The following is an 11,949-nucleotide window of genomic DNA, read 5'->3' on the forward strand; positions in this document are numbered from 1 at the left end:
AGTACACGGAGGTTTTGCCGTCATGCAACACAAGCACACCGCCCTCAAACGCCTGACCACAGCTGCCTTGCTGGTGGCGCTGGCCGGCTGCGGGGTCACCGACCGTATCGGCAAGCGCATGGAAGACAGCTGGGCGGCCGACATGCTGGCCGACAGCGAAAAGGTCATCCTGACCTCCGACGGCGGCAACCAGCTCAACCCCGATGCCGAGGGCAAGCCGCTGTCGGTGGTGATGCGCGTGTACCAGCTGACCGACCTCGAACGCTTCGCCGCGACCGATGCCGAGACCCTGTGGGACACCCCGGAAAAGGCCTTGGGCAACACCCTGGTGGAAGCCCGCGAAATCACCCTGCTGCCGGGCATCGGCCAGATCGACCAATGGCCACTGGCCAAAAGCGCTCGCTACGTCGGCGTGGCAGCTTTCTTCCGCAACGAACAGGACGCGCGCTGGAAGGTCGCCTTCGACGCCAACTCGCTGCGCAAGGACGGTATCTGGTTCTCTTCCGACGGCCTGCGGGTGCTGGTGGACAACACCGAAATCAGCGCCATGCGTGGCGTCGACGTACTGAACAAACCGCCGACTGCCGACCAGCTGGCAGCCGCGCAGAAGGCCCGGGACAACGCACCGACGCTCACCGACAAGGTGCAGGACGCCGTGCTCGACAAGGCCAGCGATGCCGCCAGCAAATCGGCACAGAACACCATGGATTCAACCTTCAACTCTTTAGTGGATAGCGTCAAATGAGCAAGCAGAGCCGGGTGATGTGGTCGGAAGGCATGTTCCTGCTGCCCCAGCACTTCCAGTACCAGGATGAGTTCCACCAGCACCAGCTGGCCGAGGCGACCCTGCGCACCACCCCATTCCATTGGGGTGTGCAGGTACTGCAGGTGGATGAGGACGCCCTGGCCAACGGTTCGCTGCAGCTCAAGCGCCTCAAGCTGGTGTTCCCCGATGGCAGCCTGTACGACGCGCCGCAGCATGACCCGCTGCCGGCTGCCCGCGACCTCAAGGACCTGCTCAAGGCCAACGACCTCAAGGTCCATGCTGCCTTGAAACTGCCCGAGCCATTCGGCCTGAACTATGTCGAGGACGGCCAGGAACACAAGGCCGCGCGGCGTTTCCGCAAGCAGTTCGATACCCTGCCCGACCTCAATGAAGGCGAGCTGGAAAACGAAATCACCAGCCTGCGCCTGAACGTGGTGCTGCTGGTGGACGGTGACAGCCTGGACGGCTACAGCCACTGCCCGCTGGCCAGGCTGACCCGCAACAGCATGGGCGGTTTCAATCTCGACCCGCATTTCGTCCACCCCACTCTGCATCTGGGCAGCCACGAGACCCTGGCCGGCATCGGCAAGCGCCTGCTCGGCGCCCTGCAGGCCAAGAGCAAGGCCCTGTCCGGCCGACGCCGCGAACGCGCCGACCAGATCGCCGAGTTCGGCTCCAGCGACGTAACCCTGTTCTGGCTGCTGAACACCGTCAACCGCGCCCACCCGCAGCTGGCCCATCTGCTGGCGCACCCGCGCCTGCACCCCGAGCGCCTGTACCTGTTCCTCGCCGACCTGGCGGGTGGCCTGCTGACGTTCACCCTGGACACCCAGCTCAGCGACATCCCCGAATACGACCATCACGACCCGGCCGCGTCGCTGGTCAAGCTCGACGAGATGATCCGGGTGATGCTCGACAACGTGGTGCCCAACCAGTGCATCGTCATCAACCTCAACCAGACCAAGCCGTCGTACTGGCAGGGCCAGTTGCACGATCCACGCCTGACCGAGGCCGACTTCTATATCTCGGTCCATGCCGACATGCCTGGTGCCAGCCTGCTGGAGCTGGTACCGCGGGCATTCAAGGTCGGCTCGCCGGAAGACATCGAGGTGGTGGTCAACAGCGCGATGCCCGGCGTCACGCTCAACCATGCCGCACGGCTGCCCAACGCAATTCCGGTGCGCCTGGACAACCAGTACTTCGCCATCGAGCCGCATGGCCATGTCTACGAGCGAATGATGAATGCCCAGACCATCTGCTTCTACGCGCCCAGCGCCTTTACCAACCTCAAGCTTGAACTGATGGCGGTGCTCAAATGACCGAAGCCGTATTGCAACAGGGCGCCGTCGCGGCCGCCAACGACAAACCGACGCTCAAGGACCTGGTCCAGGACTTCATCAGCATGGCCCTGATCGTGCGGCGTGGTCGTCAGGTCACCTCGGTGCCGGCCTTCGAAGCCAGCGTGGAACGCTTCTTCGCCAACCTGGAACGCGAAGCACGCGCTGCCAACTACAGCGCCGAACAGGTCAAGGACACCCAGTACGCGCTGTGTGCCTTCCTCGACGAGAGCGTGCTGCGCGCGAGCGACAACCAGCTGCGCCAGCACTTCGAGCTGCAGCCGCTGCAGTTCCGCTACTTCGGCGTGCACCTGGCGGGTGAAGGCTTCTTCGAGAAGGTCGATGCGCTGCGTGCCGACGTCAAGCAGAACATCGATGTGCTCGAGGTCTACCACCTGTGCCTGGCCTTGGGCTTCGAGGGCAAGTTCAGCCTCGGCCAGAAAGACCAGCTGCGCTACCTGGCCAATACCCTGGGCCAGGATATTGCCCGCTACCGCAAGGCGCCCAAAGCACTGTCACCGGACTGGGCACTGCCCGACCAGGTGTCGCAGATGCTGCGCCACGAGGTGCCGCTGTGGGTTTACCTGGCGCTGATCGCGCTGGTCTGCGTCGCCGTGTACCTGACGCTGGACTGGTTGCTGGACAAGGACGTCGCCGCCCTTTCCGAACAAATCCGCCAGCTGTTCAGTGCCTGAGCAAACGTCAGGTAGCCGAGTCAGGAAGACATGAAAACATTACTGCGCCTTTTGAAGAATTTCTGGTTTCTCCTGCTGCTGCTGTGGCTGGCGAGCCTGTTGACCTGCTGGTTGGTCGCCCCGTTGCTGCCATGGCTGCAACAGCACCTGCCCGAAGCACTGGCAATCATCAGCGCCTGCTTCCTGCTGGTGATCGTGCTGCGCCAATACCAGCGCATTCGCGCCGAGCACAACCTGGAGAACCTGCTGCAGATCGAGGTTGATCGCTCGTGGAATGCCACTGGCGAGTTCCGTGACCAGCAGGTGCTGCGCGAACGCCTCAAGCATGCCATTGCCATGTTGCGCACCGACCGCTCCGCTGGAGGCGGTGGCAAGGCGGCACTGTCCGACTTGCCCTGGTACCTGGTGGTTGGCATGTCGGCAGCCGGCAAGACCTCGCTGCTGACCCATTCCGGCCTGTCGGCCAGCATTGCCACGGCCAACGACAGCGAAAGCGGCACCCAGCACTGCGACTGGTACTTCAGCCCCGACGCGGTAATGATCGACACCGCCGGCCGCTATTTGCGTGATGACCAGTCGGCCAGCGAGTTCTCGGCCTTCCTGCGCATGCTGCGCAAGCAGCGCGGCAAGGCGGCGATCAATGGCCTGGTAATGGTGGTCAGCCTGCCCGAGCTGCTGGCAGCCAACAGCGACGAACGCAATGCCCTGGCGGCCCAGCTGGTGGCGCGGGTGGAAGAATACGCCGAGTGCCTCGACGCCAACCCGCCGGTGTACCTGATGCTGAGCAAGACCGACCAGTTGCCGGGCTTCAGCCAGGCGTTCGACGGCCTTGACCTGCATGAACGCCAGCAACCGCTGGGCATGACCTTCGGCCTGTCGGAAATCCGCAACAACGGCCTGCACGCCGTGCTGCAGACGCGCCTGGGCAACCTGCAGAACCACATTCGCCAGCATGTCGACGCACAGGTGATCGCCCTCGGTGCCGAAGCCGACAGCACCCTGCTGAACTTCCCGCAATACTTCGCCGCACTCAGCGGTGTCCTCGAGCAGTTCCTGGAGCACTTCACCCGCGGCCATCGCGGCGGTGCCCCGCTGCTGCTGCGCGGCCTGTACTTCACCAGCGCCCTGCAGACCGGGCAGCAGCTGGGGCAGGTATACGAAGACGTCATCGCCGACGAATTCGCCCTGCAAGCCGCCTACGATGAGCACACCGAGAACGTCGGCAAGGCCGCGGGCAACCGCAGCTACTTCATCACCGACACCTTCCGCCAGGTGATCTTCCCCGATCGCGACCTGACCCTGTACCAGTCGCGCCTGGGCCGCCAGGCTGCGTTCAGCCCGCTGCTGCTGGGCCTGGCCGCCGCCACCGGGTTGCTGTTCATCGGTTGGCAGGCACTGTCGTTCACCAATAACCGCCAATGGCTGGACAGCCTGCGCGTGCAGCTGGCGCAGATCGAGCAGGCAGAAGACCGCGAGCAGCAGCTGGCCGCTGGCAAGGGCCTGGAAGTGCTGCGCGAACAGATGGCCCGCGTCGAAAACCATCGCCTGCAGGGTGTACCACTGCAGTTGGGGGGTGGCCTGTACCATGGCGAAGCCATCCACCAGGTGACTCGCACCGCCTACCTGGCGCAACTGCGCAGCCAGGCGCTGGAGCCGATCGCACGCAGCCTGCAAGTGCAGATGCGGGCCTTCAACACCTTCGCCAACGGTATCAACCAGGAGCTGGAATTCACCCCGGCCCCGACACCGAAAAAACGCAATGGCAAGCCGCTGGCCCCGGCCATTGCAGCCAAGGCCCAGGCTGCGCTGGGCAACAGCCGCGCCGGTGCCTATGCCGCCAAGGTCAACCTGGCCACCGCCAGCGATGCCGCCGAGCTGTCTGCCACCACCGGTGGCCTGTCACTGTCCGAAGAAATGCTCGGGCGCCTCGACGAACAGCAGGTGGCCTCGATCATCGATGCCTACAACACCCTCAAGCTGTACCTGTTGCTGACCGAGCCCCAAGGCCATCCGGACCCGGCCTTCGTCGCTGCCAACCTGCCCCAGGCCTGGGCCAGCGCCGCCACCGAAGGCACTCCGGCCGACGCAGCCGTGATCGCAGAAAATGCCCCGCTTTACGTACAGTTGCTGGAACAAGGCCAGGCGCCGTCGTTGCCGCGTAACGAACAGCTGATCAACGAAACCCGGCAAAACCTCAAGTCGTTCATGATCTCCAGCTCGCTGGTCGATCGCGAGTACCTGCGCCTGCAACTCGAGTCGAGCCGCCAGTTCCCGGCCCTGAGCCTTAACGACCTGGTGCCGCAACCGGGCCGCGCGTTGCTGTATGGCTCTGCTGGCGTACCGGCAATCTATACCCGCCAGGGCTGGGACACCTTCGTCAAGCCGGAACTGATCAAGCTGGTGTCGGGCAACCTGCGCAACGAGTCGGACTGGGTGCTGGACGGTGAAGGCGGCGATGCCATCGTGCAGAAGGCCAACTTCGTGCGCGAGTTCATGACCCGCTACAAGCGCGACTACACCCAGGCCTGGTACAAGATGGTCAGCAGCGTGGGGGTACGCCACTTCGCCGACCTGGCCTCGGCCACCCAGCAGCTGGGGCTGCTCAGCGATGTGCAGAACTCGCCGGTAAAGAACCTGCTGGCGGCGGTCAATGACAACACCCAGTGGGACCTGCCGGTCAAGCACGCCATCCCGGCCCCCGGTAGTACCCGCGAAGACGGCTTCTGGAGCAAGGTCTCCGGCCTGCTCGACACCAAGGACGCCCTGCCCGCCAACGTCGCCCCGGCCCTGCCGGCGGTGGACGACGGCAGCCTGGCCAAGCGCTTCGAACCGGTGGCGCGGGTATTTGCCGAAAACAACGCCGAAGGCGCCGACAGCACCATCATGGACCGCTACCTGGCCGCCTTGCGCAAGCTCAAGGTGCGCATGAACAACATCCAGCGTTCGCAGGATGTGGGCAAGAGCAGCAAGCAGCTGATCAGCGAGACCCTAGAAGGCCAGCCGAGCGAAGTCACCAACGTGCGCAACTATGTGGAAAGCAGCGTCGACACCAGCCAGGACGGCCTGTCGCGCTCGCTGCAGGGGCTGTTCAGCCTGCCTATCCAGTATGCCTGGGCGACCCTGCGCGACCCGGCCGGCCAGCAGATCGCCAAGGCCTGGGCGCAGCAGATCGCCAAGCCTTGGGAACAGGTCATGGCGCACCGCTACCCGATTGCCGGCAGCAGCCGCAACGAGGCGTCGGTAAAGGACCTGCAGCGCTTCGTCGACCCCGACAGCGGCCTGCTGCCGGCCTTCAAGCGCAACGAAATCGGCAACCTGGCCGGGGGTGAAGGCCTGGGTGTGGGCGACGGCAAGGCACCGGCGCTGGTCAACCCAGGCATGCTCAACAGCATCGACAAGGCCAGCTCCGTGGGCCAGGTGATCGCCAGCCTGTCGGACCGTGACAACGGCTTCGAAATCATGCTGGAACCTTCTGCCAACTTCACCGACATCGTGTTCACCCTCGATGGCCAGGAACAGCACTACCGCAACGGCCGCAGTAGCTGGAACCGCTTCGCCTGGCCGGGCACCAGCAACGCTCCGGGTGCCCGCCTGGATGTGGTCACCCTCAGTGGCGCGCGGGTCACCGTGTTCGACTTCCCCGGGCGCTGGGGCCTGCTGCGCATGAACGAAAGCGCCCGGGTCGAAGACCTGGACGGCATTCAGCAACGCTTCAGCTGGAACACCGCCAGCGGCCGCGTGAGCCTTGTAGTGCGCAACTTCGGTGGGGTGAAACTGACCGACCTGGGTGATGTCAAGGCGCTGAGCGCCCTCAACGACAGGGGCGCCCAATGATCGGTTGCTTCGGCAAGCTGCCGTCGAGCGCAGACTTCGTCAGCCTGCATGGCGCGGCGGAAGAAGTCTGCGAGTTCGACGCCTGGCTGCAGTCTGCGCTGGCGGCCATGCGCCACCGCGAAGACTGGCAGGCATTGTTCGACGCACTGCCGATGTGCTTCTTCAATTACCGCGCGAGCAACGGCAACTGGCTGCTGGGTGGCCTGCTCAGCTCGCGGGATGCCAGCCAGCGACGCTACCCGTTCTTCATCTTCCAGTTGCTCAAGGGCGAGGGAGCCACGATGCTGGTGAACCCGTTCACCCTCGGCGAGCTGTTCAGCGCGCAGATCAAGCCGATGCTGCACCAGGCGGTGCAGGGCGCTGACTGCGCCAGCCTGTTCGAACGCATCAAGGCCCTGCGGCCGCTGCAGGCCCAGGACCTCGACCTGTTTCGCCAGGTGCACGCCAAATTCCTCAAGGATTTCAGCTTGGCCGATGTCGCCCGCGCCCTGCTGCGCTCCTGGCCGGACTTCAAAAGTGACAAGGCGCTTGCGCTGCTGCAGGCAAGCCGAGCCGTGCTGCACAACGATTTCGCCGGTGGCATCGAGCTGCCCTTGCCGGCCGAACGCGGCCTGAAAAACCCTACCGCCGACCTCTGGCTGACCTGGCTGACCCGCATGAGCCGGCAGCCCGGCGTGCCGGCGGTGAGCCTGCTGGCCGACGACTTCATGAAACCACGGCTGTACTGCCTGCCGTCGCGCCACGCCAACTGTGCCTACCGCCTGCTCAGTGGTTGCGCCGAAGCAGGTCAGCATCTGGAGCCGCTCGACCCGCTGACGGTACCGCCACGGCTGCACGATTACGACCGATCTCTTGAACATGTCATCGACCAGTTCGTCGATGCGCTGGATGCGACACCTGTATGAACAAGATCAAGTACTACTGCCTGCGCTACCAACCCTACCTGCTGGGAGTGGCGTTCTTCCTGGCGATCTTCCTGGTCTGGGCCATCGGCTGCGCCCTGGGCTTCGCCTCGCTGCATAGCCTGCTGGCCGGTATCGGCGTGTTTCTGCTGCTGTCGGCGGGCTATGTACTGCTGCTGTACCGCGGCGCCGGCCAGCACCACAACCTCGAAGGGTTGCTGCGCGACGATGCCGACCAGGCGGTACTCAACGCCACCCCCGCCGACCGCGAAGAAGTAAGCCTGCTGCGCGAACGCCTGCTGCAGAGCATCGAGCGCCTGCGCAGCAACACACCTCGCGGCACCTCGGCCAAGGACGCGCTGTACGCCCTGCCCTGGTACCTGGTGATCGGTCAGCCGGCCGCCGGCAAGAGCACGATGATCCTGCAGTCGGGCCTGAACTTCCCCTATGCCGAACGCGAAGGCGCACGGGTTGCGGGGCTTGGCGGCACGCGCAACTGCGACTGGTTCTTCAGCTCCGAAGCCGTGCTGCTGGATACCGCCGGGCGCTACATGAACAGCCCCGAAGAAGCCGGCAAGTGGCGCGGCTTCCTGCAGCTGTTGCGCCAGCATCGCCAACGCCGCCCTCTCAACGGCTTGATCGTCAGCGTCAGCATCGCCGACATCCTGCATGGCTCGGCCGAGGACCAGGACCGCGTGGCCAAGCGCCTGCGTGAACGGATCCAGGAAAGCTGCGCGCTGCTGGAAGTGCGCCTGCCGATCTACCTGGTGTTCACCAAGTGCGACCTGATCCCCGGCTTCACCCCGTTCTATCGCCAGCTTGACGACGCCGCGCGTGGCGAGGTGATGGGCAAGACCTTCTCGCACAAGGGTTACGCGCAGGCCGACTGGGGCCAGCGCTTCGGCAAGGCGATGGACGAACTGACCGGTTACTGGCAGCAGGTGGCGAGCCAGCACCTGGTGCAGCAGGACATTCAGGTCACCCGGCAGAACAACGCTGCCTACCGCTTCCCGCTGGAGCTGGCCGCGCTCAAGCCGCGCCTGCAGCAGTTCGTCGACAGCCTGTTGCGTGCCAACCCGTACCAGAATGCCGAAATGCTGCGCGGGTTCTATTTCACTGCCGCACTGCAGGCCGACGAAGCCCTGTGGGGCAGCCACGGCCAGCATGTGGCCGAACGCTTCGCCCTCGAACATGCCGAAGGCACCGCCACTGCCGTCAGCCAGCCGGCGCCGCTGTTCATCAACAGCCTGTTCCGCAAGGTGATCATCCCTGACCAGCACCTGGTGGCGCTGTACACCAGCAACACGCGGGAGCGCCGGCGCAAGGCGGGCTGGGTTGCCGCCACCGGCCTGGCAGCCCTGGTGCTGTGCAGCCTGTGGGGCTGGTCGTACCTGAACAACCGCGCCACCCTGGCCAGCATCGCCGGCGAACTGGCCCAGGCCAAGGCCGACGACCAAGCTGCCCGCGGCCAGTACGCCGCCTGGCATAGCCTTGACCGCTTGCGCTTCTGGGCCGAGCACTACTATCAGCAGCACCGCGAACAGGGCGTGCCGCTGGGCATGCGCCTGGGCCTGTACCAGGGCCATGAGGTCGAGCCGCTGCTGCGCAGCCGTTACTTCGCCACGCTGCAGAACGTGATGCTCAAGCCCACGGCAGACAACCTGACCCGCACCCTGTACCTGCTGACCACGATCAAGGTGTACCAGCGCAACACCCGCGAACTGCAGCCTGTGAGCGGCGTGGACAGCGTCGAGGCCGAGGCGCTGCCACATGACAACCGCGCGCAGTCGATCGCCGACTTCGGCAAGGCAGCGCTGGATACCTACGTGATGCTCTCGCCGGCCCGACGCGAAAACGCCGACCCGGCGTTTCTCAAGGCGCACCTGCCCGACTACTGGTACCCGGCCATCGCTCGCCATACCGGCAAGAGCATGGCCGCGGCCGCCAGCGAGGCCGGCGGCAACCAGGACTACCTGTACGCCAGCCGCCAGATCACCTTCTACAGCGACCAGATTCGTGAGCCGGATGTGCCGCGTATCCTCGACAACGCCTTCCTGATGTCCAGTTCGCGCAATTACATCGACAGCCTGCGCGCCCAGTCGCTGCGTTCGATCGAGACCATCACGCTGGAGTCCGACACCCTGTTCGCTTTCGGCCGGGCCGACTTCCAGAGCCTGAAGAGCGAGGGCCAGCGCCAGCTGAGCGCGATCGCCAGCAAACTGCTGAACACGCCCGACATCGGCAAGATCATCATTTCCGGCCACGCCGACCAGCTCGGCGACAGCCAAGGCAACCTGCAGGTTTCGAAACAGCGGGCGCAGACCATTCGCACCTACCTGGTCGGCAAGGGCGTACCTGCCGAACTGGTGGTCGCCCAGGGCGAAGGCAGCCGCAAGCCGCTGGTCAACTGCGACCTGCAGCAACCGCGGGCGCAACTGATCAAGTGCCTGGAGCCCAACCGCCGGGTGGAAATCGAAGTACGCGGGCTCAACTGAAGCCCGCTGCAAGAACCGGCTACCCGGGCCTCACAGGAGGAGGCCCGGGTAGCGGAAAGCTACCTCTGCCGACAGGTTCGGCGAGGTCAAAACCAAGGGGCGCATGAGCAACCCTTTAAATGTTGTTAATGGAGAGTTTCACAATGGCATTTGACGCGTATATCCAAATCGACGGCATCCCGGGCGAAGTACTGGATGCAAAGCACAAGGACTGGATCGAAGTGCTGGGCTACGAGTACGGCGCCACCCAGGCCACCTCGGCTACCGCCAGCTCCTCGGGCGGTGCGTCGTCCGAGCGTGTTGCCCTGAGCGACTTCAAGATCCGCAAGGCGGTCGACAAGGCTTCGGCCAAGCTGTTCGAACACTGCTGCACCGGCAAGCACATCGCCAAGCTGAAGCTGAACGTGAACCGCGCCGGTGGTGACAAGGTCACCTACCTGACCATCGACATGGAAGAAGTCGTGGTCTCCTCGGTGCGCTTCATCGCCGGTGGCAACCAGAACGGTGAAGACAAGGCTGTGAGCGACCTGCCGGTCGAAGAAATCAGCTTCAACTTCGCCCGCATCAAAACTACCTACACCCAGCAGAACCGCACCGACGGCCAGGCTGGCGGCAACATCGTCGGCGGCTGGGACCGCACCGCGAACAAAGTGTTTGCCTGATAACCTGCGTACCCGGGGGCCGCTACGGCGGCCCACATCCCACAGCGTGCCAGGTGACCTGGCACGCTGTTCATCTGCCATGACCAGAGTGTTTTATGCCTGAAATCCTCAATGACCTTTCGCTGGCAACGCTGACCGCACCCATCGAGGGTGGCAGTGGCGAAGACTTGAGCTTCTCTGCCTTGTTCGACCAGATCAAGGAGGCGCGCCGGGCAGACCCTGACTACCTGACCCAGGGCGACTGGCAAACCGACCTGAAGACCGCCGACTGGGAGCAGGTGGTCAACCTGTCGGCCCAAGGGCTGGCGCAGCAAAGCAAGGATCTGATGCTGGTAGCCTGGCTCAGCGAAGGGTTGGCCCAGCGTGAACATTTCGAAGGCATCACCTTTGGCCTTCGGCTGACCGAACAGGTACTGGAAGCATTCTGGGACACGCTGTACCCAACACTCGAAGATGGCCTGGACGAACGCGCTGCGCGGCTGTCCTGGCTGAAGACCACGCTCACCGACATTGCCGGTGGCTTGCCCATTACCCAAGGGCAGAATTTTGGCGTGTTGCGCTATGACGAATCACGCTACGTAGAAAACCTTGCCTTGCAGAACCCCAAGGCAATGGAGACCGCGCTGAACGAAGGCAAGATCAACGCCGAAATCTTCCAGCGCTCGGTGGCGCTCAGCGACACCGAACACCTGCGCACCAAGGCCCTGCAGATCGCCGCCAGCCTGGAGGCCTGCAAAGCCCTGCAAGCCAGTGCCGACCGCCTGTTCGGCCATGAGGCGCCCAGCTTTGCCAGCCTTGCCGACATGCTGTCGCGCGCCAGCCAGCTGGCTGAAAAACTGCTCAAGGACCGCGGTGTCGAACTGCACCCCGCCACTGTGGCAGCGGCAGAACCCGAAGCCACTGTTGCCCCCACCAGCGAAGCAGGTGAACCGATGAACACACCCGTCCAGGCCACCACGCCTGCGCCGATGCGCACGACGCCCCTGACCCGCGACGAAGCCTTCACCATGCTTGCGGGTATCGCCCAGTTCTTCAAGCAGAGCGAACCGCAGAGCCCGGTGCCTTACCTGATCGAACGCGCCATCAAGTGGGGCAACATGCCGCTGGAAGGCTGGCTGAGCGATGTGATCAAGGACAGCAACGTGGTGGACAACATTCGCGACGTGCTGGGCACCCGCGAGCCAAGATCCTGATGCTGTATCGGCTACACGGGCCTCTTCGCGGGTAAACCCGCTCCCACCCAGGTTGTACGCGGTCC

General features: G+C 64.3%; 8 protein-coding genes. All 8 read left to right on the forward strand.

Translation table 11 applies throughout. The features are described 5' to 3' along the window. Nucleotides 1-22 precede the first annotated feature (22 nt). The 8 genes from tssJ (at nucleotide 23) to tssA (ending at nucleotide 11,884) form a co-directional block, all read left to right on the forward strand. Nucleotides 23-745, forward strand: a complete 723-nt coding sequence (gene tssJ, locus GYA95_RS10365) for a type VI secretion system lipoprotein TssJ (protein ID WP_015270495.1) — start codon at nucleotides 23-25, stop codon at nucleotides 743-745. Then, a complete protein-coding gene (tssK, locus tag GYA95_RS10370) occupies nucleotides 742-2,085 on the forward strand; it encodes a type VI secretion system baseplate subunit TssK (protein ID WP_013972754.1) in 1,344 nt (447 codons plus the stop codon). Before tssJ ends, tssK begins: the two co-directional genes overlap by 4 nt. Further along, nucleotides 2,082-2,798 carry a type IVB secretion system protein IcmH/DotU gene (gene icmH, locus GYA95_RS10375; protein WP_013972755.1) on the forward strand — a complete coding sequence of 239 codons (717 nt, stop codon included), beginning with the start codon at nucleotides 2,082-2,084 and terminating at the stop codon, nucleotides 2,796-2,798. Before tssK ends, icmH begins: the two co-directional genes overlap by 4 nt. Nucleotides 2,799-2,828: 30 nt before the next feature. Continuing rightward, on the forward strand, nucleotides 2,829-6,632 hold the full coding sequence (locus tag GYA95_RS10380; protein WP_015270496.1) for a type VI secretion protein IcmF/TssM N-terminal domain-containing protein: 3,804 nt from the start codon (nucleotides 2,829-2,831) through the stop codon (nucleotides 6,630-6,632). Continuing rightward, nucleotides 6,629-7,537, forward strand: coding sequence for a type VI secretion system-associated protein TagF (gene tagF / locus GYA95_RS10385; protein ID WP_015270497.1), 909 nt, complete (start codon nucleotides 6,629-6,631; stop codon nucleotides 7,535-7,537). Before GYA95_RS10380 ends, tagF begins: the two co-directional genes overlap by 4 nt. Next, complete coding sequence (gene tssM, locus GYA95_RS10390) at nucleotides 7,534-10,029, forward strand: type VI secretion system membrane subunit TssM (protein ID WP_015270498.1); 2,496 nt, start codon at nucleotides 7,534-7,536, stop codon at nucleotides 10,027-10,029. Before tagF ends, tssM begins: the two co-directional genes overlap by 4 nt. Nucleotides 10,030-10,172: 143 nt before the next feature. Further along, nucleotides 10,173-10,691, forward strand: coding sequence for an Hcp family type VI secretion system effector (locus GYA95_RS10395; RefSeq protein WP_013972759.1), 519 nt, complete (start codon nucleotides 10,173-10,175; stop codon nucleotides 10,689-10,691). A gap of 95 nt (nucleotides 10,692-10,786) precedes the next feature. Then, complete coding sequence (tssA, locus tag GYA95_RS10400; protein ID WP_015270499.1) at nucleotides 10,787-11,884, forward strand: type VI secretion system protein TssA; 1,098 nt, start codon at nucleotides 10,787-10,789, stop codon at nucleotides 11,882-11,884. Nucleotides 11,885-11,949: the final 65 nt, after the last annotated feature.

This window comes from Pseudomonas asiatica (assembly GCF_009932335.1).
In the GTDB taxonomy this organism is placed as follows: domain Bacteria; phylum Pseudomonadota; class Gammaproteobacteria; order Pseudomonadales; family Pseudomonadaceae; genus Aquipseudomonas; species Aquipseudomonas asiatica.

Bases quoted from the DNA above. Each gene is read 5' to 3' on its own strand.
- icmH (WP_013972755.1), top strand. From the start codon at position 2,082: ATGACCGAAGCCGTATTGCAACAGGGCGCCGTCGCGGCCGCCAACGAC.
- tssJ (WP_015270495.1), top strand. From the start codon at position 23: ATGCAACACAAGCACACCGCCCTCAAACGCCTGACCACAGCTGCCTTG.
- GYA95_RS10380 (WP_015270496.1), top strand. From the start codon at position 2,829: ATGAAAACATTACTGCGCCTTTTGAAGAATTTCTGGTTTCTCCTGCTG.
- tssK (WP_013972754.1), top strand. From the start codon at position 742: ATGAGCAAGCAGAGCCGGGTGATGTGGTCGGAAGGCATGTTCCTGCTG.
- tssM (WP_015270498.1), top strand. From the start codon at position 7,534: ATGAACAAGATCAAGTACTACTGCCTGCGCTACCAACCCTACCTGCTG.
- GYA95_RS10395 (WP_013972759.1), top strand. From the start codon at position 10,173: ATGGCATTTGACGCGTATATCCAAATCGACGGCATCCCGGGCGAAGTA.
- tssA (WP_015270499.1), top strand. From the start codon at position 10,787: ATGCCTGAAATCCTCAATGACCTTTCGCTGGCAACGCTGACCGCACCC.
- tagF (WP_015270497.1), top strand. From the start codon at position 6,629: ATGATCGGTTGCTTCGGCAAGCTGCCGTCGAGCGCAGACTTCGTCAGC.